Source organism: Caulobacter sp. (genome assembly GCF_965279145.1).
In the GTDB taxonomy this organism is placed as follows: Bacteria; Pseudomonadota; Alphaproteobacteria; order Caulobacterales; family Caulobacteraceae; genus Caulobacter.
Window position 1 is genome coordinate 3930958 of sequence record NZ_OZ257139.1, and the last position, 25118, is coordinate 3956075.

26 protein-coding genes are annotated in these 25118 nt (G+C 66.3%); 10 read left to right on the forward strand and 16 right to left on the reverse strand.

Annotation, left to right across the window (positions count from 1 at the left end; translation table 11 throughout):
* The first annotated feature begins 11 nt into the window (after positions 1–11).
* Together ACQY9P_RS18330 and lepB are read left to right on the forward strand one after the other, a co-directional pair.
* Entirely contained in the window at positions 12–575 is a 564-nt protein-coding gene (locus tag ACQY9P_RS18330) for a lysophospholipid acyltransferase family protein (protein ID WP_421737795.1), read from the forward strand.
* Between the two features lie 72 nt (positions 576–647).
* A complete protein-coding gene (lepB, locus tag ACQY9P_RS18335) occupies positions 648–1469 on the forward strand; it encodes a signal peptidase I (protein WP_421737794.1) in 822 nt (273 codons plus the stop codon).
* Between the two features lie 13 nt (positions 1470–1482).
* Here the strand turns inward: lepB and ACQY9P_RS18340 are convergent, their stop codons facing one another.
* Positions 1483–1734 (reverse strand): hypothetical protein, encoded by a 252-nt coding sequence (locus ACQY9P_RS18340; RefSeq protein ID WP_421737793.1) that lies wholly within the window; start codon positions 1732–1734, stop codon positions 1483–1485.
* Positions 1735–1879: 145 nt separating this feature from the next.
* Here ACQY9P_RS18340 and lexA point away from each other — a divergent pair, with 145 nt between their 5' ends.
* On the forward strand, positions 1880–2590 hold the full coding sequence (gene lexA, locus ACQY9P_RS18345; protein WP_421738299.1) for a transcriptional repressor LexA: 711 nt from the start codon (positions 1880–1882) through the stop codon (positions 2588–2590).
* A 194-nt stretch (positions 2591–2784) separates the two neighbouring features.
* Here lexA and mfd read toward each other — a convergent pair whose 3' ends face one another.
* On the reverse strand, positions 2785–6249 hold the full coding sequence (gene mfd / locus ACQY9P_RS18350; protein ID WP_421737792.1) for a transcription-repair coupling factor: 3465 nt from the start codon (positions 6247–6249) through the stop codon (positions 2785–2787).
* A gap of 9 nt (positions 6250–6258) precedes the next feature.
* Positions 6259–6552 carry a succinate dehydrogenase assembly factor 2 gene (locus tag ACQY9P_RS18355; protein WP_421737791.1) on the reverse strand — a complete coding sequence of 98 codons (294 nt, stop codon included), beginning with the start codon at positions 6550–6552 and terminating at the stop codon, positions 6259–6261.
* Positions 6553–6734: 182 nt separating this feature from the next.
* Here ACQY9P_RS18355 and ACQY9P_RS18360 point away from each other — a divergent pair, with 182 nt between their 5' ends.
* Together ACQY9P_RS18360 and ACQY9P_RS18365 are read left to right on the forward strand one after the other, a co-directional pair.
* Positions 6735–8495, forward strand: a complete 1761-nt coding sequence (locus ACQY9P_RS18360; RefSeq protein WP_421737790.1) for a DEAD/DEAH box helicase — start codon at positions 6735–6737, stop codon at positions 8493–8495.
* Between the two features lie 142 nt (positions 8496–8637).
* Positions 8638–8895: a hypothetical protein gene (locus tag ACQY9P_RS18365; RefSeq protein ID WP_421737789.1), complete on the forward strand. Its 258-nt coding sequence runs from the start codon at positions 8638–8640 to the stop codon at positions 8893–8895.
* A gap of 4 nt (positions 8896–8899) precedes the next feature.
* Here the strand turns inward: ACQY9P_RS18365 and ACQY9P_RS18370 are convergent, their stop codons facing one another.
* The gene (locus ACQY9P_RS18370; protein ID WP_421737788.1) at positions 8900–10069 is read right to left on the reverse strand and encodes a glycosyltransferase family 61 protein; all 1170 of its coding nucleotides are present in this window, start codon (positions 10067–10069) and stop codon (positions 8900–8902) included.
* A 42-nt stretch (positions 10070–10111) separates the two neighbouring features.
* Positions 10112–11569: a coniferyl aldehyde dehydrogenase gene (locus ACQY9P_RS18375; protein WP_421737787.1), complete on the reverse strand. Its 1458-nt coding sequence runs from the start codon at positions 11567–11569 to the stop codon at positions 10112–10114.
* A 185-nt stretch (positions 11570–11754) separates the two neighbouring features.
* Here ACQY9P_RS18375 and ACQY9P_RS18380 point away from each other — a divergent pair, with 185 nt between their 5' ends.
* The 3 genes from ACQY9P_RS18380 to ACQY9P_RS18390 all read left to right on the forward strand — a co-directional run bounded on the left by ACQY9P_RS18380 (position 11755) and on the right by ACQY9P_RS18390 (position 14326).
* The gene (locus ACQY9P_RS18380; RefSeq protein WP_421737786.1) at positions 11755–12816 is read left to right on the forward strand and encodes a diguanylate cyclase domain-containing protein; all 1062 of its coding nucleotides are present in this window, start codon (positions 11755–11757) and stop codon (positions 12814–12816) included.
* A gap of 137 nt (positions 12817–12953) precedes the next feature.
* Positions 12954–13757: an enoyl-CoA hydratase/isomerase gene (locus ACQY9P_RS18385; RefSeq protein WP_421737785.1), complete on the forward strand. Its 804-nt coding sequence runs from the start codon at positions 12954–12956 to the stop codon at positions 13755–13757.
* Positions 13758–13783: 26 nt separating this feature from the next.
* On the forward strand, positions 13784–14326 hold the full coding sequence (locus ACQY9P_RS18390; RefSeq protein ID WP_421737784.1) for an NADPH-dependent FMN reductase: 543 nt from the start codon (positions 13784–13786) through the stop codon (positions 14324–14326).
* A gap of 2 nt (positions 14327–14328) precedes the next feature.
* Here ACQY9P_RS18390 and ACQY9P_RS18395 read toward each other — a convergent pair whose 3' ends face one another.
* From ACQY9P_RS18395 to ACQY9P_RS18445, 11 genes are read right to left on the reverse strand one after another with little or no spacing between them, the layout of a single operon-like run.
* Complete coding sequence (locus tag ACQY9P_RS18395) at positions 14329–14724, reverse strand: DUF6165 family protein (RefSeq protein WP_421737783.1); 396 nt, start codon at positions 14722–14724, stop codon at positions 14329–14331.
* Position 14725: 1 nt separating this feature from the next.
* The gene (locus ACQY9P_RS18400) at positions 14726–15700 is read right to left on the reverse strand and encodes a glycosyltransferase family 9 protein (RefSeq protein ID WP_421737782.1); all 975 of its coding nucleotides are present in this window, start codon (positions 15698–15700) and stop codon (positions 14726–14728) included.
* A 31-nt stretch (positions 15701–15731) separates the two neighbouring features.
* Positions 15732–16139, reverse strand: coding sequence for a HesB/IscA family protein (locus ACQY9P_RS18405; RefSeq protein ID WP_421737781.1), 408 nt, complete (start codon positions 16137–16139; stop codon positions 15732–15734).
* Between the two features lie 14 nt (positions 16140–16153).
* Positions 16154–16510, reverse strand: coding sequence for an SUF system Fe-S cluster assembly protein (locus ACQY9P_RS18410; RefSeq protein WP_421737780.1), 357 nt, complete (start codon positions 16508–16510; stop codon positions 16154–16156).
* A 7-nt stretch (positions 16511–16517) separates the two neighbouring features.
* Positions 16518–17744 carry an aminotransferase class V-fold PLP-dependent enzyme gene (locus ACQY9P_RS18415; protein ID WP_421737779.1) on the reverse strand — a complete coding sequence of 409 codons (1227 nt, stop codon included), beginning with the start codon at positions 17742–17744 and terminating at the stop codon, positions 16518–16520.
* Positions 17744–18781 carry a Fe-S cluster assembly protein SufD gene (gene sufD / locus ACQY9P_RS18420; protein WP_421737778.1) on the reverse strand — a complete coding sequence of 346 codons (1038 nt, stop codon included), beginning with the start codon at positions 18779–18781 and terminating at the stop codon, positions 17744–17746. Before sufD ends, ACQY9P_RS18415 begins: the two co-directional genes overlap by 1 nt.
* Complete coding sequence (gene sufC, locus ACQY9P_RS18425; RefSeq protein WP_421737777.1) at positions 18778–19527, reverse strand: Fe-S cluster assembly ATPase SufC; 750 nt, start codon at positions 19525–19527, stop codon at positions 18778–18780. Before sufC ends, sufD begins: the two co-directional genes overlap by 4 nt.
* Positions 19520–19822 carry a hypothetical protein gene (locus tag ACQY9P_RS18430; protein ID WP_421737776.1) on the reverse strand — a complete coding sequence of 101 codons (303 nt, stop codon included), beginning with the start codon at positions 19820–19822 and terminating at the stop codon, positions 19520–19522. Before ACQY9P_RS18430 ends, sufC begins: the two co-directional genes overlap by 8 nt.
* Positions 19819–21288, reverse strand: a complete 1470-nt coding sequence (sufB, locus tag ACQY9P_RS18435; protein ID WP_421737775.1) for a Fe-S cluster assembly protein SufB — start codon at positions 21286–21288, stop codon at positions 19819–19821. Before sufB ends, ACQY9P_RS18430 begins: the two co-directional genes overlap by 4 nt.
* Positions 21288–22427, reverse strand: a complete 1140-nt coding sequence (locus tag ACQY9P_RS18440; protein ID WP_421737774.1) for a cysteine desulfurase family protein — start codon at positions 22425–22427, stop codon at positions 21288–21290. Before ACQY9P_RS18440 ends, sufB begins: the two co-directional genes overlap by 1 nt.
* The gene (locus tag ACQY9P_RS18445; protein WP_421737773.1) at positions 22424–22888 is read right to left on the reverse strand and encodes an Rrf2 family transcriptional regulator; all 465 of its coding nucleotides are present in this window, start codon (positions 22886–22888) and stop codon (positions 22424–22426) included. Before ACQY9P_RS18445 ends, ACQY9P_RS18440 begins: the two co-directional genes overlap by 4 nt.
* 185 nt (positions 22889–23073) lie before the next feature.
* Between ACQY9P_RS18445 and ACQY9P_RS18450 the strand changes: the two genes are divergently transcribed.
* Positions 23074–23724: an alpha/beta hydrolase gene (locus ACQY9P_RS18450; RefSeq protein ID WP_035046771.1), complete on the forward strand. Its 651-nt coding sequence runs from the start codon at positions 23074–23076 to the stop codon at positions 23722–23724.
* Positions 23725–23821: 97 nt separating this feature from the next.
* Positions 23822–25102 (forward strand): NAD(P)/FAD-dependent oxidoreductase, encoded by a 1281-nt coding sequence (locus ACQY9P_RS18455; protein WP_421737772.1) that lies wholly within the window; start codon positions 23822–23824, stop codon positions 25100–25102.
* Positions 25103–25118: the final 16 nt, after the last annotated feature.

The window sequence follows — 25118 nt, forward strand, 5'->3', positions numbered from 1 at the left end:
GCGGTAGAAGAATGGGTTGGATCGCCCGACTGGTGAAATGGTGTCTGGTCGCGTTCTTCAAACGCGAGGGGTGGGCCATAGAGGGCTCGGCCCCGGCTGTCCGAAAGTTCGTCGTGATCGCGGCTCCCCATACCAGCAACTGGGACTTCGTCTATTTCCTGGGCGCGGTGGACGCCCTGAACCTCAACCTCAGCTTCATGGGCAAGGCGTCGCTGTTTCGCTGGCCTTTCGCGAGGGTGATGCGCGATCTGGGCGGCGTTCCTGTCGACCGGTCCCGCTCACGCGACACGGTTCAGGCGATGGTCGAGGAATTCGCCCGACGCGACGAATTCATGCTGACGATCGCGCCCGAGGGCACGCGCGGCAAGGCGCGGCAATGGAAGACCGGGTTCTATAACATCGCGCTCAAGGCCGGCGTGCCGATGGTGTGCGCGATGATGGATTATCGACGCAAGGTGGTCACCCTGGGCCCGCCGATCATGCCGTCGGGCGACTATGACAAGGACATGGCCCAGATCGCCGTCTTCTACCGCGCCTGTACGCCCAGGCATCCGGAACTGGCCACCAGGCTCTAGCCGGCCGCGCCATGATTTGGTCAAGCTGCCACCGGTATCCTGCCCCCCACCATGCTGCGCGGAGGGGATGACGTGAGCGAGACTGAAGGCAAGACAGGCTGGCGGTATTGGCTGTTCGATACGGCCAAGACGTTCGCCCTGGTGTTCGCCGTGATGCTGATCCCGCGAACCGTGCTGTGCCAGCCCTTCACGATTCCTTCGGGTTCGATGGAGCCCACCCTGCAGGTCGGCGACTATCTGCTGGTCTCGAAATATCCCTATGGCTGGAGCCGCCACTCGGCCCCGCTCAGCCCTCCCCTGGGCAAGGGGCGCCTGCTGGGTCATGCGCCCGAACGCGGCGACATCGTGGTCTTCAAGAAGCCCGGAGACGCTCGCACCGATATCATCAAGCGCCTGGTCGGACTGCCGGGTGACCGGCTGCAGGTGGTGGGCGGGGTGTTGCGGATCAACGGCAAGCCCGTTCGGCGCCAGGCGCTGTCGGACACGCTCGAGCAAGGTCCCTACGGCGAGACGATGCGCGTCAACCGGTTCGTCGAGACCCTGCCCAACGGCAAGACCTTCGTGACCAACAGCTATGGCCGCGACACCGCCGCCGGCAACACCGGCGTCTATGTGGTCCCCGCCAACTGCTACTTCATGATGGGCGACAATCGCGACAACTCGCTCGACAGTCGTTTCGACCCGGGCGCGGCGCCCGCCGGCGAGTCTTCGTGCCCGTGGAACAGTGAACTGGATCGCTATCTGTCGGCCGAAACAGGCATGGGTTTCGTGCCGTTCGACAATCTGGTGGGACGGGCCGAGATGGTGCTGTTCTCGCGCCAGCCCGGCGTGGGCCTGCGCCTGGACCGGACCTTACGCAGCCTGACCGCAACCGCGAATCGGTCGGCGAGCTGAGCGCGAATCGGCCTCAGCCCTGGGCCGCCGCCGCCGTCCTGAACGATTCGACGTTCGCGGGCGGCGCGATCTTGCGGCCCATCGTCCAGTTGGACTGGACCCGAACCTTGGGGTTTGGGGCTGACCAGACTTCGCCCGTTCCGTCGATCGCCACCACCCAGATCAGATGATGTTCCTGACCGTAGTCGATGACCGCAAAGGCAAATCCGCTGCCCTTGCCTTCGACGAGGACGGGAAGGGTCGGATTCAGTTGTGTGAAACTCATGGGAAGCCCGCCTCTCCAAGCACCGGGCCTGATCAACGGCGTGGACGCCCCTGCGTTCCAAAGTCGATAACTTGACATTAAGGAAGAACGCCTAGAGAACATTCGCAAGGTTTGCGGTTTGTTCCGCGTCTTCATCGAGGTCGAGATGCTCACGCGCAAGCAGCACGAGCTGCTGATGTTCATCCATGAACGCATCAAGGAGAGCGGTGTCTCGCCCTCTTTCGACGAGATGAAGGAGGCTCTGGACCTCGCATCGAAGTCGGGCATCCACCGCCTGATCACGGCCCTGGAAGAGCGCGGCTTCATCCGTCGCCTGGCCCACCGGGCCCGGGCGCTGGAGGTGGTGAAGCTGCCGCAGCAGGCCACGACCGCCTCGCCGCCCAAGGGGCGCGGGACCTTCAAGCCGCAGGTGGTCGAAGGCGGCGGTGGCGCATCGCCATCGACCGGCGCGGCCGCGTCGGCCCCGGCCAATGACAGCCGCGATTTGCCGATCTTGGGCAAGATCGCCGCCGGCACGCCGATCGACGCCATCCAGCACGAACGCGACCGCCTGCCGGTGCCGGAAAGCATGCTCGGCGGCGGTGAGCACTATGTGCTCGAGGTGCAGGGCGACTCGATGATCGAGGCCGGCATCCTCGACGGCGACTATGTGATCATCAAAAAGGGCGACACCGCCACGTCCGGCGAGATCGTCGTCGCGCTGGTTGGCGAGGAAGCCACCCTCAAGCGCCTGCGCAAGAAAGGCGGCTCGATCGCCCTGGAAGCCGCGAACCCGAAGTACGAGACCCGGATCTTTGGTCCGGATCAGGTCGAGGTGCAGGGCAAGCTGGTGGGGCTTATTCGGCGCTACCACTAGACGCCGCGCACGTTTGCGAGATTGAGGGCCGCTCCGGTTGGGGCGGCCTTTTTCGTTGGGTGCAGCGCACTCGCCCCCTCCGCGCCTGCGGCGCTCCTCCCCCGTAGGGGGAAGATGAGGGGCGCGGTTCATCTTCCCCCTCCGGGGGAAGACGATCGCGAAGCGATCCGTAGGGGGCAAGTGGCCCGGAGTCCCTACTCCTTAGCGATCCGCGCCAGATGCCCCAGGATCTTCTCGGCAGCATCCAGTCGCTGGGCCGGGGTGTCCCACTCGCCCTTGATCACCACCTTCTGGTCGGGGCGCACCTTCCAGACCAGACTGTTCTTGGCCACGTACTGCATCAGCCCCAGCGGGTTGGCGTAGGTGTCATTGCGGAAGCTGGCCACGGCGCCCTTGGGCCCGACATCGATCTTGGCGACATTGGCTTCGCGGCACAGGCCCTTGATGGCGACCACCTTGAGCAGGCTGTCGGTCTCGGGCGGCAGCGGGCCGAAGCGGTCGATCAGTTCGGCGGCCAGGGCTTCGCGATCGGCCGACTTCTCGGCTTCCGACAGGCGGCGGTACAGCGACAGACGCACATTGAGGTCCGGCACGTATTCGTCCGGAATCATCACGGCCGCGCCGGTGTTGATCTGCGGTGACCAGCCGCGATCTTCCAGCAGGGCCTCGGCGCCCTGGCGTTGGCGTAGCTCGGCGACGGCGTCTTCCAGCATCTGCTGGTACAGCTCGACGCCGATCTCCTTGATGTGGCCGCTCTGCTCGTCGCCCAGCAGGTTGCCGCCGCCGCGCTGGTCCAGGTCGTGGCTGGCCAGCTGGAAACCGGCCCCCAGGCTGTCCAGCGACTGCAGCACCTGCAGGCGCTTCTCGGCCGACTGGGTGATGGTCTTCTCGTTGGGCGTGGTCAGATAGGCATAGGCCCGGGCCTTGGACCGGCCGACCCGCCCGCGGATCTGATACAGCTGGGCCAGACCGAACATGTCGGCGCGGTGGACGATCAGGGTATTGGCCGACGGGATGTCCAGGCCGCTCTCGACGATGGTCGTGGCGAGCAGCACGTCGTACTGGCCCTCGTAGAAGGCCGTCATCACGTCTTCCAGCTGGGTCGGGGCCATCTGGCCGTGGCCGACCACATATTTGACCTCGGGCACCTGGGTGCGGAGGAACTTCTCGATCTCCTCCAGGTCCTTGATGCGCGGCACCACGTAATAGGCCTGGCCGCCGCGATACTTCTCGCGCAGCAGGGCCTCGCGAAGCGTCACGGGGTCGAACGGGCTGATATAGGTGCGCACCGCCAGGCGATCGACCGGCGGGGTGGCGATGATAGACATCTCACGGATACCGCTGAGCGCCATCTGCAGGGTGCGTGGGATCGGCGTCGCGGTCAGGGTCAGCATGTGCACGTCGGCGCGAAGCTCTTTCAGCTTCTCCTTGTGCTTGACCCCGAAGTGCTGCTCCTCGTCGACGATCACCAGGCCCAGGTCCTTGAACGAGACCTGCTTGGACAGGATGGCGTGGGTGCCGACCACGATCTCCAGCTGACCATTGGCCAGGCCCTCGCGGGTCTCGGCGGCTTCCTTGCCGGTGACCAGCCGCGACAGGCGCGTGACCTTGACCGGCCAGCCCTGGAAGCGGTCCTTGAAGGTCTTGTAGTGCTGGCGGGCCAACAAGGTGGTCGGGCAAACGATGGCCACCTGCTTGCCGCTCATCGCCACCACGAAGGCGGCGCGCAGGGCGACCTCGGTCTTGCCGAAGCCGACATCGCCGCAGATCAGGCGGTCCATCGGCTTGCCCGACCCGAGATCGCTCAGCACGTCGGCGATGGCCGACAGCTGGTCGTCGGTTTCCTCATAGGGGAAGCGGGCGCAGAACTCGTCGAACACGCCGTGCGGCGGGTCGGTTTCTTCCACCGACTTCAACTGGCGGGCGGCGGCGATCTGGATCAGGCCCTCGGCCATGACCCGCAGACGTTCCTTGGCCTTGGACTTACGGCTCTGCCAGGCCGCGCCGCCCAGCTTGTCGAGCTGAACGTTCTCGCCGTCGGTCCCGTAGCGGGTCAGCAGGTCGATGTTCTCGACCGGCAGGTAGAGCTTGCTCTCGCCGGCATAGAGCAGGTCGAGGCAGTCGTGCGGCGCGCCCTGGACGTCGAGGGTCTTGAGGCCTTCATAGCGGCCGATGCCGTGGTCGATATGGACGACCAGATCGCCCGGTGTCAGGGCGCTGGCCTCGGCCAGGAAGTTGGTGGCGCGGCGCTTCTTGCGCGGCCGCGCCAGACGGTCGCCGAGAATGTCGGTCTCGGAGATGACCGCCAGGTTCTCGGTCTCGAAACCGTTGTCCAGCGGCAGGATCGCCCGTTGCGGCGTCTTGGGATCGGCCGCCTTGGCCGCCTGCCAGTAAGGCGTGAACGGGATCTTCTTCAGGCCGTGGTCCGACAGCATGGTCCCGAGGCGCTCGGACGAGCCCTCCGACCATGAGGCGAACAGCACCCGCTTGCCCTGGGCGCTCAAGGCCTTGGCGTGCTCGCCGGTGGCCTCGAACAGGTTGACGCTGTCCTGGGCGCGCTCGGCGGCGAAGACGCGGCCGATCTTGGCGCCCATGTCGACCACATCCAGGCCCTGGGGCTGGAAGGGCGTGAACTTGCGGTGCGGACGATCGCTCAGCGCCTCGTCCCATTCCTGGGCCGAGAGATAGAGGGCCCGGGGCTCCAGAGGTCGATAGGCCGACTTGCGATCGGCGCCGGCGCGGGCCTCGTAGGCGTCCTCGATCATCGCCAGACGTTCGTCGCGCGCTTCGGCGGCCTGGTGATCGACACCGACCAGAGAGCCGTCCGGCAGATAGTCGAACAGGGTCGCCATCCGCTCGTAGAACAGCGGCAGCCAGTGTTCCAGACCGGCGCGGCGGCCGCCCTCGCTGACGGTGTTGTAGAGCGGGTCGTCGCCCGGCGCACCGAACTTGGCGACATAGCCGCGCCGGAAGCGCGAGATGCCGTCGGCGTCCAGCAGGGCCTCGCTGACCGGCAGCAGGTCGATATCCTTCAGCTGCCTTGTCGAGCGCTGGGTCTCGGGATCGAAGCCGCGGATGCTTTCCAGCGTGTCGCCGAACAGATCCAGGCGGACGGGTTCTTCCGCTGCGGAGGGATAGACGTCGATGACGCCGCCCCGGATCGCGAACTCGCCCTTCTCCGAAACCGTGGAGGCGCGGACATAGCCGTTGACCGCGAAATAGCGCTCGAGGTCCTTGATATCGACAGTCCCGCCGACCTTGGCCGAATAGCTGGCTCGCATCAGGACGGTCTTGTCGGGGACCCGCTGCAAAAGGGCGGGCGCGGCCACCACCAGCATGGCCGGCTTGGCGGTTCCCAGGCCCCGCGCCAGACGCGACAGGGTGGCCATCCGCTGGGCGGCGACGCCGGCCGACGGGCCGACCCGGTCATAAGGCAGACAGTCCCACGACGGGAAGATCACGGCCTCGATCTCGGGCGCGAAGAACTTCAGGGCGTCGGCGAAGGCGTTGGCGCGGGCGGTGTCGCGGGCGACGAAAACCGTCAGGCCTCCGCGCGAACGGGCGATGTCGGCCATGACCAGGGCGTCAAAGCCCTCGGGCGCGCCGGCCAGGGTCAGGCCGCCGGTGGCCTTGGCGATCTGCTTGGCGTCGTAGGCCATGAATGTCTCTTAAGCGCCGTCGCCGATGGGGCGCACGGCATGGGCCTCGAAGCGGAACGTGCGGATCATCGCCAGCACGTCGGTGTCGAACTCAGCCGGCGTCGCTTCCTGCCCGACAATCCAGGCGTAGATCTCGCGATCCGGATTTTCCAGAAGCGCCTCAAGCGTATCCAGCTGTTCTGGCGTCAACTTGTGGCCATGGTTGTCCGCGAACGGCCCCAGAATGAGGTCCGCTTCACGAAAACCGCGATGCCAGGCGCGGAACCGAAGCCGCCGAAGGCGGGAGTCTTGATCTATGGTCATGTGCCCGGCGGATATAGAGCCTGCAAAGGCTTAGCGCCAGAGACGCCAGTCGCCGCACAGTCTTCGTCGAGATTGACTTTGCCGGGGTTCGGCCTATTTATCCCCAACTTCGGAGCAGGTCAGGCGAATCCGCGCCACCCGTTCGCCCAAATACGGGTGGCTCTGAATTCAGCCAGAATGACATGACAGAATTTTCCGAACTCGGGCTGTCGCCCACGACCCTTCAAGCGGTCGCAGACACCGGCTACACCACGGCCACCCCCATTCAAGCCGCAGCGATCCCGGTCGCCCTGGCCGGTCAGGACGTTCTGGGCATCGCCCAGACCGGCACCGGCAAGACCGCCGCCTTCACCCTGCCGCTGATCGACAAGCTGATGAACGGCCGCGCCAAGGCGCGCATGCCGCGCGCGCTGGTCATCGCGCCGACCCGTGAGCTGGCCGACCAGGTCGCCTCCAGCTTCGAGAAGTACGCCAAGGGCACCAAGCTCTCGTGGGCCCTGCTGATCGGCGGCGTGTCGTTCGGCGACCAGGAAAAGAAACTGGATCGCGGCGTCGACGTGCTGATCGCCACCCCCGGCCGTCTGCTCGACCATTTCGAGCGCGGCAAGCTGCTGATGACCGGCGTGCAGTTCCTGGTCGTCGATGAAGCCGACCGCATGCTGGACATGGGCTTCATCCCGGACATCGAGCGCATCTTCAAGATGACGCCGCCCAAGAAGCAGACCCTGTTCTTCTCGGCGACCATGCCGCCGGAAATCACCCGCCTGACCAAGCAGTTCCTCAAGGATCCCGTGCGGATCGAGGCGGCGCGCCCGGCGACGACCAACGAGAACATCACCCAGCTTCTGGTCAAGGTGCCCTCCTCCGATCCCAAGGCCAAGCGCCTGGCGCTGCGGGCGCTGATCGAGAAGGCCAAGATCGAAACCGGCATCGTGTTCTGCAATCGCAAGACCGAGGTCGACGTCGTCGCCAAGTCGCTGCGTTCGCACGGCTTCGACGCCGCCGCCATCCACGGCGACCTGGACCAGAGCCAGCGCATGAAGACCCTGGCGGCCTTCCGCGACGGTTCGCTGAAGATCCTGGTGGCCTCCGACGTCGCCGCGCGCGGCCTGGACATTCCGGCCGTCAGCCACGTCTTCAACTACGACGTCCCGCACCACGCCGACGACTATGTGCACCGTATCGGTCGCACGGGTCGCGCCGGCCGCTCGGGCGTGACCTACATGCTGGTCACCCCGGCCGACGACAAGGGCTTCGACAAGGTTGTCAAGCTGATCGGCTCGACCCCCGACGAGGAAAAGCTCGACCTCGACTACTCGCAGGCGGTCACCGTCCATCGTGACGGCGACAAGAAGCGTGGCGGTCGGGGCGCACCGCCCAGCCGTGATCGCGGCGGCGAGCGCGAACCGGGCGAACGCTCGGCTCGAGGCGGCCGCGGCGCGCGCACGCGCGACGCTGAAGCGCCGGCCCCGGTCGAGACAGCCGCTGTGGCGGTCGCAAGCGAAGCCGTCGATGCTCCCGTGGAAGCCCGCGAAGAACGCGCCCCGCGCGCGCGCCGCGACCGCAAGCCGCGGGGTGATCGCGCGCCGCGCGTCGAGACCGAAGCATCGACCGACGTCGTCGCGGCCGAAGCGGCAGCCCCCGCCCCCCGCGAGCGCTCGCGCCCTGAACGCGAGCCGCGTCCCGAGCGCGAGGTCCGTCCGGCCCGCGAAGGCCGTGGCGAGCGCGAGCCGCGCGTGGAACGTCCTGCGGCGCCCGAGCGTGAGATTCGTCCCGAGCGTCCCGAGCGTGAAGCCCGTCCAGCCCAACCCGTTCGGGGCGTGCAGCCCGTTCGCGGTCGCGAAGATGATGACGACCGTCGCGTCGTGGGCTTCGGCTCCGACACCCCGGCCTTCCTGATGCGCGCTCCGCCGCGTCTTCCCAAGGTTCCCAGCGACGACTGAGACGGAGAGCGACGCAACGCCGTCGCCATCGCCTGAAATCGAGCATAAGATAACGGCGTTCTCGGCTCTGGCCGGAGCGCCGTTCGCGCGTCTGCGCCGACGACCTCATGGCCCGATCCGAGCCCTCTCGGAGGTCACTGGCATGCAAACCGCGAACGACTCTGAAATCTCCCCGGATCTGCTGGCTCACGAGCGCACCTATCATGCGTTCAACATGCTGGTTCGCTGGGCCATGCTGGGCTTGGCCACCGGCATCACGATGTTGACCCTTTGGTTCGCCACGCCGATCGGCTTCCTGGGCGCCTTGATCACGGGCGTCGTGGTCTGGGTGGTCGGCTATTTCGGGCTGGTCCGGAAGGAAGCCCACCAGCCTCTCGATCCGTGGGCGATGGGACGCTGAACGCTCAGAGCGCGGCGTCTATGAAGGCCAGCAGATCGTCCAGTGGCGGCTCATAGGCGAACCTGAAACCGCGCCTGAGACGGGCCAGTCCGGCCTTGCGCGCATCCGCGGGCGAGTCGCAGACATAGCCGCGCCAGTCCACGCCGACCTGGCGGCAGGCGGCCCATGCCCAGCGGCTGGTGAAGTTCTCGGGTTGAATCTCGATCATCCGCGCGCCGGCCGGCATGAACAGGGCGTTGGCTACGGCCGCGCCGGTGGGAGCCACCACCACCTCTGCGTCGCGCATCAGCTCAACCTGCTGACGGGCCGACAGGCGCTCGGGCCGCACTACCACAAAGCCGCGTTGCTTCAGCGCTTTTTCCAGGGCGCGCTCATTGACCATCACCCGCATCGATTGCCAGCGACGAGAAAGATAGACGCGTCGCGGTCCCTGCCCCATCGGCTTCGAAGCCGCCAGAACGCGTTGGGCGACACGGGCCACTGTCGCGTCCGGCGCGTGCAGGAAGTGGTTCATGCTGGTGGCATAGAGCGCCGACTCCACACGAACGACAGGCGCGGACAATTCCCGGATCGCCCGCTTGGGAAAAGCCAGGGCTAGCAGATCACGCTGCCAGGGCTTGAGCACCGGCGAGAGAATCTCGGCGTCATCCAGCAGTCCGGCCTCGTCGAGCATCAGCAGCGACGGCAAGGCGTCGAGGACGAAATGGCCGTAGTTGAAGCCGCCGCCCCAAGGCTGGAACAGCGCGCCCCGCGCGATCACCGGCGGATCGTCGCGCAGAACCAGCCTTGGCCCATAAGCCTCGACGCGTACGCCAGGCAGACCCGCCAGATCGGGCCAGCGATGGAGAGCCTCGCCCGAGGGGCCTTGATGCACGCCGCCCTTCAGTGGGCCATCGCGCTCCACCACCACCCCAAAAGCCGGAAAGTGCAGGACGTCTCGCGCCAGGCAGAGCGCCGACACGCCTATGGGGGGCGCGGAACGCTCGAACGGCCAGCGCTCGGCTGCCTTGCCCGCCAGGAGGGCGTCACCGTCGGACGCAGCCGCGTCGTCTGTCGTCCGCCAAGCCATGGCGGCCGGTCCGCCGTCGCGCAGACGGGCCAGCAGCGTCGCCTCGTCCGCGACGGCGGGAAGCACGGCGTTGTCCAGCACATGGAGCGGTGCGTCGAAGGTCATCGTGGCCTTTCGACCACGTGACCCGCGACAAGGCAAACCCCTCTAGCGCTTGATCTGACCCGCCAGATATTTGCGAATGCCTTCGCCATAAGGCGGACGCAGGCCCAGCATCGGCGCGATGTCCTTCTTCAGCTGCTGGAACACCGCCTTGCGATGGCTGAACTCCAGGAAGCCGTCATGGCCGTGATAGGCGCCCATGCCGGCCGGCCCGACGCCGCCGAAGGGAAGTTCTTCCTGCGCCACGTGGAAGATCACGTCATTGACCGTGACGCCGCCGCTGATGGTGCGCTCCAGCACCCGGTCCTTTTCGGCTTCGTCCGTACCGAACCAATAGAGGGCCAGGGGACGATCGTGGGCGTTGATGTAGTCCACCGCCTCCTCGACCTTGTTGTAGGTCTTCACCGGCAACAACGGCCCAAAGATCTCCTCCTTCATCACCGTCATGTCGTCGGTGGGGTTGAGGATCAGGGTCGGGGCGATCTTGCGGTGCGGCTGCTGGGACAGGTCCTCGCCGCCCGGATTGATCTCGACGATGGTCGCGCCCTTGGCCCGCGCGTCCTCGACATAGCCCTTGATCCGGTCGAAGTGGCGCTGAGCGACAACGGCCGTGTAGTCGGGATTGTCCTTCAGGGTCGGGAAATAGCGGGCGACAGACGCCTTGGCCTCGGCGACGAAGCTGTCCAGCTGGTCGGCCGGCGCGAACACATAGTCGGGCGCCAGGCAGATCTGACCGGCGTTCAGGGTCTTGCCGTTCATGATCCGGGCGGCCGCCGTGGCCATGTCGGCTCCGCGCGAGAGGATAACCGGGCTTTTGCCACCCAGTTCCAGGGTGACCGGCACGAGGTTCTCGGCGGCGGCGCGCATCACATGCCGCGCCACCGAGGTGGCGCCCGTGAACACCAGATGGTCGAAAGCGAGGCCGGAGAAAGCCTGCCCCGCCTCGGCGCCGCCGACGAAGACGGCGATCTCCTCCTCGGTGAAGGCCTTGGCGAACATCGTCTTCATCAGGTCGGACGTCGCGGGCGTGAACTCCGACGGCTTGATCATCGCCCGATTGCCGGCGGCCAGGATCCCGGCCAGCGGGGCGAAGGTCAGGTTGACCGGGAAGTTCCAGGGGCTGATCACGCCCACCACGCCCTTGGGCTGGTACTGGATGCCCGCCTTGGCCCCGAACAGGCCCAGAATCGCCGGCGTCGTCTTGCGCTTCTGCGGCTTCATCCATTTGGCGAGGTTGTCGCGGGCGAACTTCAACGGTCCGATGGAGCCGGCCACGTCCGTCAGCGCGGTGGCTTCGGGCGAGCGCGACCCAAAGTCGGCGTTAACAGCCCGGGCGATTTCCGTCTGGTGGCCGACCAAAAGATCGATGCAGAGATTGATGCGCTGGATACGCTTGTCGGCGCTGGGCGGGCCCTCGCGCAAATGCGCCGCCTTCTGGCGTGCAAGTACATGATTCATTTCGGCTTTGTGAGCCTCAAGGCTCAGATTCGTCGGCGCGTTCATGCTCACAATCCTCCCAGTCGGCCCGCTCAGGGCTCATCTTATCACTGTTCACAATGATAGGCCGAATACAGAAGCGCAAGAGAACCTTGTTCGCTCTTAACCCCTCGTTTGAACTCTCTGACCTATGGTGATGCTCCAAACGGTCGGCAACGTCGCCATGAAGCGCGCCGACGGGGGAACAGAATATGTCGGACGTCGAAACCACACTGCGCGGACCAGAAGCCTACAAGACCGCCAAACGCGCCTTGGAGCTGATGGAACGTCATCAGGTGTGGCCCACCGCTCTGAACTTCGAACTCTGGACGCACTATGTCGCGGATCCCGAAGGTGCGCTGGCGCGCGAACTGACCCGACTGATCTCCCTGGGCGAGCCGATGACCGAACTGGTCAGCGAGGAGCTTGCCGCCGTCTACCTTCCCAAGGCCCGACTGAACGAACAGATCCGCGATGCCGGCGACCTGCTCAGCAAGGAGCTGGCGGCGGTTTCCAAGGCGATCCAGAACGCCCAGAAATCCAATGTCGCCTTCGGCAAGCAGCTGGATGGCGTCAGCAAGAACCTGAATGGCGACGCCGACGTCGCCACCATCAAGACCGTGGTCACCAGCCTGGCCGAGGCCACTCGCCGCGTTCAGAAGGAAAACAAGTCGCTGGAGTCGCGCCTGGCCGAGTCGACCGCCGAAGTCGACCGTCTGCGCGAACACCTGGAACAGGTGCGCCGCGACGCCACGACCGACGGCCTGACCAACCTCGCCAACCGCAAGGCCTTCGACGAGGAACTCGACCGCGCCTGCGCCGAGAGCGACGAGTCCGGCGCCAGCCTCTGCCTGGCGGTGCTGGATATCGACCACTTCAAGGGCTTCAACGACACCTGGGGTCACCAGACCGGCGACCAGGTCATTCGCTACGTCGCTTCGGTGATCGGCCGCGTGGCCGCCATGCCGCGCTTCGCCGCCCGGTACGGCGGTGAGGAATTCGCCATGATCTTCCCGCGCGAATCCTCGGCCATCGTCGCCGGCTGCCTTGAAGAGATCCGCATCGAGGTCTCGTCGCGCATGCTCAAGCGCCGTTCGACCAACGAAGATCTGGGCACGATCACCATCTCATCGGGCTTCGCGGAACGTCAGAAGGCCGAAAGCGGCCACTCGCTGATGGAACGCGCCGACGCCGCGCTCTACGCCTCCAAGCGCGGCGGCCGCAACAAGGTCAGCTCTGCCGAAGGCAAGCCATCATCGGCCAACGCCGCCTAGGCTATTGGACCTGCAAGTTCATGGAGCGCCGCCGTTTTCGCGAACGGCGGCGCTTTCGTGTGAAAAACCCTCTGGCCTTCCCCGGGGTTAGCGGCGCCTAGCTAGCTCTAAGAGCCTAGAGTCTTGGGAGGACCGCCATGGACTATCAGAAAATCCGCCTGACCGCCGAGGACGGCGTCGCGACGATCACCCTGGCTGATCCGACGACGCTGAACGCCGCCAGCATGGATCTGGCCCGTGAAATCACCCACGCCCTGGCGGCGATCGCCCACGGCAAGGTCGAGGCGCGCGCGCTGATCATCACCGGCGAAGGCCGCGGCTTCTGCTCGGGCGCCAATCTCTCCGGCGGGGGTCCCGCCGCTCGCGAACTCGACGTTGACGGCAAGCCCGACGCGGGCTCGGCGCTCGAGACCGTCTACAACCCGATGATGACCGCCCTGCGCGACTTTCCCTACCCGATCGTCACCGCCGTCAATGGCGCGGCGGCCGGTGTCGGCTGCTCCCTGGCCCTGATGGGCGACATGATCGTGGCGGGTGAAAGCGGCTACTTCCTGCAGGCCTTCCGGCGCATCGGGCTGGCTCCCGACGGCGGCTCGACCTACCTGCTGCCGCGCATGATCGGCAAGGCGCGCGCCATGGAAATGATGTTGCTGGGCGACAAGATCCCGGCCTCGAAGGCGCTGGATTGGGGTCTGGTCAATCGCTGCGTGCCGGACGGCGAACTGCTGGCGACCGCGACCGCGATCGCCAAGGAGCTGGCCAGCGGCCCCGCTTCCCTGGGCACGATCCGAAGACTGGTCTGGGACAGCCTCGACGCCGACTGGAACGGTCAACTGCACGCCGAGCGCAAGGCCCAGAAGATCGCCGGCAAGACCGAGGACTTCATCGAAGGCGTCAGCGCCTTCCTGCAGAAGCGCGCGGCGGTGTTCAAGGGGCGCTAGCGGCTCTTACGGGAAACGCCGCGCTCATGCGTCTGCTCGCCATTTCGGGAAGCCTGAGGAGGGCCTCGTCCAACACCCTGTTGATCGAGGCCCTCGCTGACCTCAGCGCTCCGGGCGTCGAGGTCGAGGTCTATCGCGGCCTCGGCCAACTGCCCCATTTCAATCCGGACCTGGATGGCGAGACGATCGACGCGGTGCGCGCGCTGAGGCAGGCCGTGGGTCAGGCCGACGGCCTGATCATCTGCAGCCCGGAATACGCCCACGGCGTGGCGGGTGTGATGAAGAACGCCCTCGACTGGCTGGTCCCAAGCCTGGAATTTCCGCTGACTCCCGTGGCGTTGCTGAACACCGCGCCGCACGCTCATCACGCCCAGGCCCATATCCGTGACACCCTGGAGGTCATGCAGGCGCGGATCGTCGAAGACGCCAGTGTCACGATATCCTTGCACGGTCGATCGAGCGTTGAGGCGATCCTCGCGGACGAGACGCTGGCGGCGGCCGCGCGAAAGGCTCTATCGACCTTCACGGATGCTATCGCCGCCCTGCCGGCCAAGCCGGACTGGACCTGAGCCTAGCTGGCCAAGTAGGGCTTGTAGCTCTTTTCCTCGACGATTTCCGAGCCCGCGGCGACGTTGATCGCTCTCTTGATCGCGGCGCGCTGATCATTGTCGATATAGACGCGGCGCGCCAGGGCCACGAAGCCGGCGCCGAAGTCCTGGCGACGTTCGCAGTCGCGCTTGCCGTCCTCGATGTCCCACAAGGCCCCGTTGACGGCCGTCAGTTCGGCGGTCAGCCGGTCGATCTCCGCCGATGCCGGCAGGTGCTGCCTGGCCGTGGCCTCCAGCAGAGCCAATTCCTTGCGGACATTGGCCTCCTTGGCGGCGTCGCCGATGCGCTCGGCCTTGACGCGCAGGATGGTGATCTTGTCGATCAGTTCGCCGGCCGAGATGGGCGCGAGGATGGCCATTCTAGGCAACTCCGGACATCAACCGCGCCAGGGCGGCCTCTACCGCCGCCAGCGGCAAGGCGGCCATGTCGTCTCCGTAGTCTCCCGCGACCAGCATCTCAAGCCGGGCGGCGGCTGGACGGAACTTCACGGCCTTGCGGGCGTCCTTCTGCAGCGACAGCAACGGCGCGCCGCCGGCCGCCAGCATATGGCCCGGCCCCGCGTCGTTGGCCACGGCGGCGGCGAGCCGACCGGCCAGGGCGATGACCAGCAGCGGGCCCTTCACATGCGGATAGGCGTCGCGGCGGTCTGTCTCGGGGAAAAGCGCGGCCGAAACCTCGCGCCGCGCCCTGACCGCGTCCTCGGCCTCATCGGGACCGAAGAAGAATACCGGCGTCGCGCCAGCCCTTTCCAGATTTTGGGCCAGCGCGATGTAGCGCTCCAGGGGCCAGCGCTTGTCCTGCCCCCCCGCGCCGGGCGCCAGGCCGACATAGGTAGGACCGTCCGGCAGCAACGTTCTGGCGGCCTCCAGAGCGTCCGGGTGAGCCAGGGTGATCGGTGTAGGCCTGCCCTTCCCGTCCGACGCCAGGGCCAGCAGCCTGGCCAACCGGTCGGTCACCGCCGCCGGCCAGTCCCGGGTTCGCGCCAGCCGCGCCGCCGACACGAACACCCCGGACGCCGCCCGCCGGGCCACGACGCTGCGGCGAAGATTCTCCTGGGTGTCGATGACAAGGTCGAACCTGCGCCCGCCGAACGGCCGGGCCCAGGGCAACAGGTCCCGCAGGCTCGCGCCGGTCACGTCCTTGGACAGGATCTCATCGACATAGCCTTCGACCACGGCCTTGAGCGGACCTGAATAGACCGTCTCGCCCTTGGCCGCGCACCACGCGATATGGGCGTCGGGAAACGCCGCGCGCAGGCCGGCGATGAAGGGCAGCTTGATCAGCCCATCGCCGATCACCTCGCCCATCGAATAAACCAGGACCGTCTTGACCATGGGCTGGATTAGGCCGCCTCAGACCAGACGGTCAATCGGCGGGTTCGACAGCCGGCTGGATCGTCACGCTCTCGCCGCAGCCGCAGGCGTCAGTCTCGTTGGGATTGTTGAACACGAACTTCGAGGACAGCTTGGTGGTCTCGTAATCGATCGTCGTGCCGATCAGGAACAGCACGGCCTTGGGGTCGATCAGGATGGTGACGTCCTTGTCCTCGACCACCTCGTCCAGCGGGTTCTTCTCGGCGGCGTATTCGAAGACATATTCCGAACCGGCGCAGCCGCCGTTCTTCACGCCGACGCGCAGGCCGGCATAGGGTTGGTCGGGCTCTTCTAGCGCTTTTCGGGCCATGATCTCCTTCACGCGCGCGGCCGCGGCGTCGGTCAAGGTGACGACCTTGGGACGGGGGCGGCGTGCGCGGGGCGTAACGGCGATTTCCATGGCGTTCGAACCGATCAGAACATGTTCAGTTGCAGCTTGGCCTCGTCGCTCATGCGCGACGGGTCCCAGGCGGGATCGAAGACGAGGTCGACGGTGCAGGATTTCAGGCCAGGGATTTCCATCACCGCGTCCCTGACCCAGCCCGGCATTTCGCCGGCCACCGGGCAACCCGGCGCGGTCAGGGTCATGTCGATGGCCACGTCCTTGTCGTCGCTGACGTCGACCTTGTAGATCAGGCCCAACTCATAGATGTCGACCGGGATTTCCGGGTCATAGACCGACTTCAGTTTCTCGATCAGCAGATCGGTCAGCCTGGCCAGCTCTTCCTTGGGAAGGGCCGAGACGGTTTCGGGAACAGCGGCGTCGGTCATGAAGGGCTCAACTGAAGAAACTGCGGGCCTTGGCCAGAGCGTCCACGAACGCATCGGCCTCGGCCTCGGTGTTATATAGGGCGAAGGAGGCGCGAGCGCTCGACGTGACGCCAAAGCGGCGCATCAGGGGCTCGGCGCAATGGGTGCCGGCGCGCACGGCGACGCCGTAACGATCCAGAACCTGGGCGATGTCGTGGGCGTGGGCGCCTTCGACCGTGAAGGTCAGCACTGCGCCCTTGCCGGGCGCCGTGCCGAGGATCCGCAGGCCGTTGACGCCCTGAAGACGCTCGGCGACCCGATCATAGAGCGCGTGCTCGTGAGTGAAGATGGCGTCGCGATCCAGGCCGTTCAGCCACTCGACCGCCGCGCCCAGACCGACAGCCTCGAGGATCGCCGGCGTGCCCGCCTCGAACCGATGCGGCGGGTCGGCATATCTGATTTCTTCCATGGACACCGAGGCGATCATCTCGCCGCCGCCTTGGTAAGGCGGCAGGGGGGCCAGTCGCTCGGCCTTGCCATAGAGCACGCCGATGCCGGTGGGGCCGTACAGCTTGTGGCCGGAGAAGACGTAGTAGTCGACGTCGAGCGCCTTCACGTCGACCCTCGAATGGACCACACCCTGGCAGCCGTCGATCAGCACCTGGGCGCCGGCAGCGTGGGCCAGCCGCACGATCTCGGGCACATCATTGACCGTGCCCAGCACGTTCGACATCTGGGTCAGGGCGACCATCCTGGTGCGCTCTGACAGCAGGCCTTTATAGGCCTCCATGTCGAGTTGGCCGTCGTCCAGCACCGGCACGAACTTCAGGACCACGCCCTTGCGCTCGCGCAGGAAGTGCCACGGCACGATATTGGCGTGGTGCTCCATCTCGGAGATGACGATCTCGTCGCCGGCGTTCAGCGACAGGCCAAACGAGGCCGCGACCAGGTTCACCGCCTCGGTGGCGCTCTTGGTCCAGACAATTTCCGTCGGTTCGGCGTTGATGAAGCGCGCTACGCTTTCACGCGCCTTTTCATAGGCTTCCGTCGTTTCATTCGCCAGGGTGTGCAGGCCGCGATGAACGTTGGCGTAAGACGTGCGCGCCAGGCCCATCATGGCGTCCAGCACAGCGTCGGGCTTCTGAGCGCTGGCGGCGCTGTCCAGATAGACCAAGGGCTTACCGTGAACAGTTCGCGCGAGGATCGGGAACTGGGCGCGGATCGCCTCGACATCGAAGGGGGCGTCGAAAGCCATCAGATTGCGCTCCGGCCAAGACGCTGGGCGACCCAGGCGCGGGCCACCTCGCGCGCGCCGTCGTGCTCGATGCGCTCGACCACCTCGCCCAAGAAGGCCTCGGTCAGCATGGCGCGGGCTTCCATTTCGGGGATGCCGCGTTGACGGGCGTAGAAGATCGCCTGCTCGTCCAGGGCGCCGATGGTGTTGCCGTGGGCGCATGACACGTCGTCTGCGAAAATCAGCAGTTCGGGCTTGGCGTCGACCTCGGCCTTGTCCGACAGGATTAGCGCGTGGTGACCCATGCGCGCGTCGGTCTGGTCCGCGCCGGGCTGGACGATGATCCGCCCCTGGAACACCCCGCGCGCCTGGTCGGAGACCATACCCTTGGTCAGTTGCGAGGTGACGCCGTCAACGCCAGCGTGGGTGACGACCGTCGTCTGATCAGCATGGCGCTGGCCATCCAGCAGATAGATACCGTCGAGCCGCAGATCGGCATGGGCGCCGGGGTGGGCGACGTGGGTCTCGATCCGCTGACGGCGGGCGCCGGAGGTCAGGATGGTCTGGGCATAGCGAGCGCCGGGGGCCAGGGAGACCTCCGCGGTGCTGACGGTCACGGCGTCGGCCAGGTCATCGACCAGAACGATGCGCTCCAGGCGCGCGCCTTCGCCGACCGAAAAATCCAGGCCGATATTGGCCAGATAGCCGCCCGCCCCCTGGCCCTCGTAGCTTTCCAGCACGGTCAGGGTCTGGCCGGGCGCGACGGTCACGGCGAAGTCGGAGTCATGGGCCGTCGCATCGGTGTGGGACACGAACCGCAGCGCCAGAACACCGGACTCCCGGACGGGCTCACCCTCGCGCACCCAGCCGTTGACGATCACCACCGAGCTGTCGGCCAGCGCGTCGAACGGGCCCGCGCTGACGTCGCCGACAAAGGCCGGGGACACCGCCGGAATGGCGCGGATCAGGCCGCGCAGATCCGTCCAGCGCCAGTCCTCGTCGCGGCGCGAGGGCAAGCGGCTTGCGTCGCCGGTCTTGAGGGCCAGGGCCAGGCTCATGCCGCGGCGCTCGCATATTTGTCGTAGCCTTCGGCTTCCAGCTGCAGGGCCAGCTCCGGACCGCCCGAGGCGACGATGCGGCCGGCGGCCAGCACATGAACACGGTCGGGTTTGATGTAGTCCAGCAGGCGCTGGTAGTGGGTGATCACCAGCATGCCGCGCTCGGGGGAGCGCAGGGCGTTGACGCCCTCAGAGACGATTTTCAGGGCGTCGATGTCGAGGCCGCTGTCGGTCTCGTCGAGAATGAGGAATTTCGGCGAAAGCATCGCCATTTGAAAGATTTCCATCCGCTTCTTCTCGCCGCCCGAGAAGCCGACGTTCAGGCCGCGCTTGAGCATCTCGAAGTCGATTTTCAGCGAGGCGGCCTTCTCCTTGGCCAGCTTCAGGAAGGCCGGGGCGGCGATCTCGTCCTCGCCGCGCGCGCGGCGCTGGGCGTTGAGGGCGGTGCGGATGAAGGTCAGGGCCGGAACGCCCGGAATTTCAAGCGGATACTGGAAGGACAGGAACAGACCCTTGGCGGCCCGCTCATTGGCGTCCAGGGCCAGCAGGTCCTCGCCATTCAGGCTGGCCGAGCCCTCGGTGACCTCATAGCCGCCACGGCCGGTGAGCACGTAGGACAGGGTCGACTTGCCGGCGCCGTTCGGTCCCATGATCGCATGGACTTCGCCGGCCGGCACGTCCAGCGTGACGCCCTTCAGGATGGCCTTGTCTTCGACGCGGGCGTGGAGATTCTGGATATTAAGCATTGAAAGCCGTGATCTTTTCGAGCGTCTGGATAGCGAACGAGGTCGGCTTTCCGGTCAGGGCCGGCGCCTCCCATTCATGTTCGGGGCTGTAGGCGGCGAGTTTCAGCAGTTCGGTCAGCAAGGCGCGCTCGGCGTCGGCGTCGGCATTGCCCTTGGCCAGCAGCTTGGCGCAGCGGTCGATCAACGGGGCCTCGTCGCCATACGGATTGATCCACGTGCCATGCGCCGCCTGATAGGCCAGCTGCCGGGCGTACTTGTATTCCTTGTCGTTCAGACCGAAGCGGACGGGGATCATCCCACGCTCCCTTCCAGGCTGATGGCCACCAGCTTCTGGGCCTCGACGGCGAATTCCATCGGCAGCTGCTGCAGCACGTCCTTGACGAAGCCGTTGACCAGCAGGGCCACGGCCTCTTCCTGGCTCAGACCGCGCTGCTGGCAATAGAACAGCTGGTCGTCCGACAGGCGGGTGGTGGTGGCCTCGTGCTCGAACACCGACTGGCCGTTGCGGGCCTCGATATAGGGGATGGTGTGGGCCGCGCAGGTCTTGCCGATCAGAAGGCTGTCGCACTGGGTGAAGTTGCGGGCGCCCTTGGCCTTGGGGTGGGCGCTGACCAGGCCGCGATAGGTGCTGGTCGACTTGCCGGCGCTGATGCCCTTGGCGACGATCCGCGATTTGGTGTTGGCGCCCAGGTGGATCATCTTGGTGCCGGTGTCGGCCTGCTGATGACCGTTGGTCACGGCGATCGAATAGAACTCGCCCGAGCTGCCCTCGCCGCGCAGCACGCAGGAGGGATATTTCCAGGTCACGGCCGAGCCGGTTTCCACCTGGGTCCAGCTGACCTTGGAGCGGTCGCCGCGGCAGTCGGCGCGCTTGGTGACGAAGTTGAAGATGCCGCCCTTGCCGGTCTCCGGATCGCCCGGATACCAGTTCTGAACGGTGGAATATTTGATCTCGGCGTCGTCCAGAAGGACCAGCTCGACCACGGCCGCGTGCAGCTGGTTCTCGTCGCGCATCGGGGCCGTGCAGCCCTCCAGATACGAGCAATAGGCGCCCTTGTCGGCGATGATCAGGGTCCGCTCGAACTGGCCTGAATCCTTGGCGTTGATGCGGAAATAGGTCGACAACTCCATCGGGCAGCGCACGCCCGGCGGGATGTAGACGAAGCTGCCGTCGCTGAAGACCGCGCTGTTCAGGCAGGCGAAATAGTTGTCCGAGGTCGGCACCACCGAGCCCAGATACTGCTTCACCAGATCGCCGTGCTCGCGGATGGCTTCGCTCATCGAGCAGAAGATCACCCCGACGGCGGCCAGTTCCTTCTTGAAGGTTGTCACGACGCTGACGCTGTCGAACACGGCGTCGACAGCATAGCGCGGCGCGCCTTCAACGCCGGCCAGAACTTCCTGCTCTTTCAGCGGGATGCCCAGCTTTGCGTAGACGGCCAGGATGTCGGGATCCACCTCGTCCAGGCTCTTGGGGCCGTCCTTGGTCTTGGGGGCGGCGTAGTAGTAGGAGTCCTGGTAGTCGATCTTGGGATAGTTGACCTTGGCCCAGTTCGGCTCTTCCAGCTCAAGCCAGCGGCGATAGGCGTCCAGGCGCCAGTCCAGCATCCACTGCGGCTCGCCCTTCTTGGCCGAGATGAAGCGCACGATATCCTCGGAGAGGCCCTTGGGGGCGAACTCCTGGTCGATATCGGTGGTGAAGCCGTGCTCGTATTTCTCAAGCAAAGCAACGGTTTCGACGGTTTCTTTAATCGCGGCCATCAAGCCACCTCCCGGCGCCGGGCGCCGATACGCTTCCAGGCGGCGAGCCAGGCGTCGCCGCATTTGATCCAGTCATCTTCCGTGCTCGCCCAGCCGCCGCTGACCCGCAGGGCGTAGGGCGCCAGGTCGGACCGGCCCATGGCTTCCACCACGCGGCTGGCCTTGACCTTGCCCGACGAGCAGGCGCTGCCGGCGCTGACCATCACGCCGGCCAGATCGAGGTTCATCACCTGGATCTCGGAGCCGAAGCCCATCCCGGCGAAACACAGGGTCTGGGGCAGGCGATCCGCGCCCTCCCCCAGCACGACCGCGCCCTCAACCTTGACGCGTTCAGCCAGTGCGTCGCGCCATTGAGCCTGCTGGGCGATCAAAGCCAGGTCCCGCGACGCCGCCTCGGCGGCCGCGCCGAAGGCGGCGATGCCGGCGACATTCTCGGTGCCGGCCCGACGGCCGCGCTCCTGCCCGCCGCCATGCTGGCGACGATGCAAGGTGGCGCGCGTGCCGGCGACCAGGGCGCCGACGCCCTGCGGTCCGCCCAGCTTGTGCGCCGACAGCGCCAGGGTGTCAGCGCCGAGGGCGGAGAAATCGATGGCGATCTTGCCGGCCGCCTGCACCGCGTCGACATGCAGCCAGCCGCCGGCGTCCCGAACCAGGGCCGAAGCCTCGGCGACGGGCTGGATGACGCCGGTCTCGTTATTGGCCAGCATCAGGCAAACCAAGGCGCGGCCTGGAGCTTTCAGATCGGCTTCCAGCCAGGGCAGATGGGCCACGCCATTGGCGTCGACCGGCCAGGTCTCGACCGGCAGGCCGCTGGCCTTCGCCGTTTCGACGACCGCGTCATGTTCGGTGGCGCCGACGATGATCCGGGTGAAGCCCGCGGCCCGGGCGCTGTCGATGGCCAGGGCGTTGGCCTCGGTGCCGCCGCTGACGAAGGTGACCGAGCCGGACGGCACGCCGACCAGGGCGGCGACCTGGGCGCGAGCCTTCTCCACGACGTCGCGCGCCGCGCGGCCGGCGGCGTGCACCGACGACGGATTGGCCGGCGCCTCCAGGGCGCGCAGCAGCGCATCCCGCGCTTCCGGACGGATCGGCGCGGTGGCGTTGTAGTCGAGATAGACGGAAGTGCGGGACATGCTCACTCCGCCGCGATCTCCAGGGCCTTGGGATCGGGACGCAGCCGCCCCTCCAGCACATCGGCGATCGAGACCGAGGCCAGATAACCGTGGATCTGACGCCCCATCTCTTCCCAGAGGTCATGGGTCATGCAGCGCTCGCCGCCCGCCATGCAGCCCTTGGGGCCGCCCTTGGTCATGCCGCAGCGCGTGGCGCGCAGGGGCTCGTCGACCGCCAGGACGACATCGGCGATCCAGGTGACTTCCGCGTCCAGCGCCAGGCGATAGCCGCCACCGGGACCACGGGCGCTCTTGACCAGCCCCTTGCGGCGCAGGCGCGCGAAAAGCTGTTCGAGATAGGAAAGGGATATCTGCTGGCGGGCCGCGATCTCGGCCAGGGCGACCGCACGGCCCTCCCCTTCGTCCTGACGCTTGGCCAGGTCGGTCATGGCCATGACGGCGTATCGTCCCTTGGTGCTCAGGCGCATGCGCCTTACTCCTTGCAGATTCCGCGCGCATCGGCTTTTGCGTGTGCTACAAGCCGCGACTTCGCGCCGGACCCCTGGGTCCGCGTCGCTGGTTGCGATTTAGGAAGACCAAGCGCAGCGGTCAAGTATTCCGTCGGTCGAAAGATCGGGAATCGTCCGCCGCTTGCCGAACCAATGGGGTCGATATGCCTGATGTGATTTTGACCGGCGCCTCCGGACGGATCGAAGGTCGCTATTCTCCGGGCAAGACCGAGACAGCGCCGATCGCGCTGATCCTGCACCCGCACCCCAAGGCGGGCGGGCACATGAACCACCCAGTGTCGGTGCAACTGTACCACCTGTTCATGAAGCGGGGTTTCGCGACCCTGCGCTTCAATTTCCGCGGCGTGGGCCGCAGCCAGGGTGAGTTCGACGCCGGCATCGGCGAACTGGCCGACGCCGCCACCGCGCTGGACTGGCTGCAGACGTCCAACCCGGCCGCCAGCCAGACCTGGGTCGCCGGTTTCGACTTCGGCGCCTATATTGGCATGCAGCTTCTGATGCGCCGCCCCGAGACGGACGGCTTCATCAGCGTCTCGCCGCCCACCAACATGTATGATTTCAGCTTCCTGGCGCCCTGCCCGGCCTCGGGCCTGTTCCTGACCGGCTCGGCCGACAGCATCACCCCGCCGGTGGAAGTGGAGCGCGTGGTCTCCAAGCTGCGCACCCAGAAGGGCATCGTCATCGACTACGAGGTCATCGACAAGGCCAGCCACTTCTGGACCGAGCATCTGCCCTTCGTGGAAAAGAGCGTCGGCGACTATCTGGACAAGCGGATCGAAATGAACCCGATCTGATCCTTCAAAGGCCTCCCTTCGGGGAGGCCTTTTTCGTTCGGGACATCGTCGCTGCAAGTACTTACATATCGTTGGTACCGGTAACGCGAGAGCGAACATGCACTACGACATCGTCATTGTCGGCGGCGGCGCGGGCGGTCTGGAACTGGCCTCGCGGTTGGGCCGCAAGCTGGGCCGCAAGGTCGGACGCGAACGCGTTTTGCTGATCGACCGCTCGATCTTCCACATCTGGAAACCGACGCTGCACGAGGTGGCCGCCGGAACGCTGGACGTGCACCAGGAAGGCCTGTCCTATCCGATCCTGGCCCGCAGCAACCATTTCAGCTTTCTGCTGGGCGAACTGACGGGGTTCGACCCCATCGCCAAGCGCGTGACCTTGGGCGAGATGCGCGGCGACGACGAAACGGTTCTGGCGCCGGAGCGCCATGTCAGCTTCACCTGGGGCGTACTGGCGATCGGCAGTGGCTCGAACCTGTTCGACACTCCGGGCGCCGAGACCGCCTATCTGCTGGAACGCACCGAGGACGCCGAGCGCTTCCACGCCCGGCTGCTGGCCGCGTTCATGCGGGCGCCGTTCTCGACCGACAAGGCCCTGCGCGTGGCCATCGTCGGCGGCGGCGCCACCGGCGTCGAACTCTCGGCAGAGTTGATCGAAGCGCACAACGAACTGCAGGATGGCCTGGGCGCCGAGCAGCGCTTCCGCCTGGAGATCAGCATCGTCGAGGCCGCGCCGCGCATTCTGGGCGGCTTGCCCGAGAAGATTTCGAGCCAGGCGACCACGGCGCTGGAACGCAAGGGCGTTAGGGTGAAAACGGGGGCCAAGGTCATCTCTGTGCATCCCGATCGACTGGAGACCAGCCTTGGCGACATTCCGGCCGACCTGATCGTCTGGGCCGCTGGCGTCAAGGCGGCCGGAGCCAACGCCGCCTACGGCCTGGAGACCAACCGCCTCAACCAGTTCGTGGTCAACGACCGGCTGGAAACCTCGGCGATCGACGTCTACGCGCTCGGCGACTGCGCCGCCTGCCCCTGGAAGGACGGAAAGCTGGTGCCCGCGCGGGCCCAGGCCGCCCACCAACAGGCTGACTATCTGACCCGGGTGATCGTCGCGCGCCTACATCAGCGACGCGTCGAGGCGTCCTATGTCTACAAGGATTTCGGCTCGCTGGTGTCGCTGGGCGAGAACAAGGGCGTCGGCTCGCTGATGGGCGGGCTGGGCGGTCCCAACTTCTTCGTCGAGGGGCTGATCGCCAAATACATGTACATCTCGCTGCACCTGGACCACCACCGGGCGATCCTGGGGACGGTGAAGACCGCGGTGCTGGCGATGGCGCGGCTGCTGCAGGAACGGGTGTCGGGGCGGTTGAAGCTACACTAGTGGCGACGGAAGCGGA

Bases quoted from the DNA above. Each gene is read 5' to 3' on its own strand.
- ACQY9P_RS18355 (WP_421737791.1), bottom strand. From the start codon at position 6,552: ATGACCATAGATCAAGACTCCCGCCTTCGGCGGCTTCGGTTCCGCGCC.
- ACQY9P_RS18445 (WP_421737773.1), bottom strand. From the start codon at position 22,888: ATGCGCCTGAGCACCAAGGGACGATACGCCGTCATGGCCATGACCGAC.
- sufB (WP_421737775.1), bottom strand. From the start codon at position 21,288: ATGGCCGCGATTAAAGAAACCGTCGAAACCGTTGCTTTGCTTGAGAAA.
- sufD (WP_421737778.1), bottom strand. From the start codon at position 18,781: ATGAGCCTGGCCCTGGCCCTCAAGACCGGCGACGCAAGCCGCTTGCCC.
- ACQY9P_RS18360 (WP_421737790.1), top strand. From the start codon at position 6,735: ATGACAGAATTTTCCGAACTCGGGCTGTCGCCCACGACCCTTCAAGCG.
- mfd (WP_421737792.1), bottom strand. From the start codon at position 6,249: ATGGCCTACGACGCCAAGCAGATCGCCAAGGCCACCGGCGGCCTGACC.
- lexA (WP_421738299.1), top strand. From the start codon at position 1,880: ATGCTCACGCGCAAGCAGCACGAGCTGCTGATGTTCATCCATGAACGC.
- ACQY9P_RS18365 (WP_421737789.1), top strand. From the start codon at position 8,638: ATGCAAACCGCGAACGACTCTGAAATCTCCCCGGATCTGCTGGCTCAC.
- ACQY9P_RS18380 (WP_421737786.1), top strand. From the start codon at position 11,755: ATGTCGGACGTCGAAACCACACTGCGCGGACCAGAAGCCTACAAGACC.
- ACQY9P_RS18405 (WP_421737781.1), bottom strand. From the start codon at position 16,139: ATGGAAATCGCCGTTACGCCCCGCGCACGCCGCCCCCGTCCCAAGGTC.
- ACQY9P_RS18455 (WP_421737772.1), top strand. From the start codon at position 23,822: ATGCACTACGACATCGTCATTGTCGGCGGCGGCGCGGGCGGTCTGGAA.
- ACQY9P_RS18430 (WP_421737776.1), bottom strand. From the start codon at position 19,822: ATGATCCCCGTCCGCTTCGGTCTGAACGACAAGGAATACAAGTACGCC.
- ACQY9P_RS18395 (WP_421737783.1), bottom strand. From the start codon at position 14,724: ATGGCCATCCTCGCGCCCATCTCGGCCGGCGAACTGATCGACAAGATC.
- ACQY9P_RS18450 (WP_035046771.1), top strand. From the start codon at position 23,074: ATGCCTGATGTGATTTTGACCGGCGCCTCCGGACGGATCGAAGGTCGC.
- ACQY9P_RS18410 (WP_421737780.1), bottom strand. From the start codon at position 16,510: ATGACCGACGCCGCTGTTCCCGAAACCGTCTCGGCCCTTCCCAAGGAA.
- ACQY9P_RS18375 (WP_421737787.1), bottom strand. From the start codon at position 11,569: ATGAACGCGCCGACGAATCTGAGCCTTGAGGCTCACAAAGCCGAAATG.
- ACQY9P_RS18415 (WP_421737779.1), bottom strand. From the start codon at position 17,744: ATGGCTTTCGACGCCCCCTTCGATGTCGAGGCGATCCGCGCCCAGTTC.
- ACQY9P_RS18400 (WP_421737782.1), bottom strand. From the start codon at position 15,700: ATGGTCAAGACGGTCCTGGTTTATTCGATGGGCGAGGTGATCGGCGAT.
- ACQY9P_RS18330 (WP_421737795.1), top strand. From the start codon at position 12: ATGGGTTGGATCGCCCGACTGGTGAAATGGTGTCTGGTCGCGTTCTTC.
- ACQY9P_RS18385 (WP_421737785.1), top strand. From the start codon at position 12,954: ATGGACTATCAGAAAATCCGCCTGACCGCCGAGGACGGCGTCGCGACG.
- ACQY9P_RS18340 (WP_421737793.1), bottom strand. From the start codon at position 1,734: ATGAGTTTCACACAACTGAATCCGACCCTTCCCGTCCTCGTCGAAGGC.
- sufC (WP_421737777.1), bottom strand. From the start codon at position 19,527: ATGCTTAATATCCAGAATCTCCACGCCCGCGTCGAAGACAAGGCCATC.
- ACQY9P_RS18370 (WP_421737788.1), bottom strand. From the start codon at position 10,069: ATGACCTTCGACGCACCGCTCCATGTGCTGGACAACGCCGTGCTTCCC.
- ACQY9P_RS18390 (WP_421737784.1), top strand. From the start codon at position 13,784: ATGCGTCTGCTCGCCATTTCGGGAAGCCTGAGGAGGGCCTCGTCCAAC.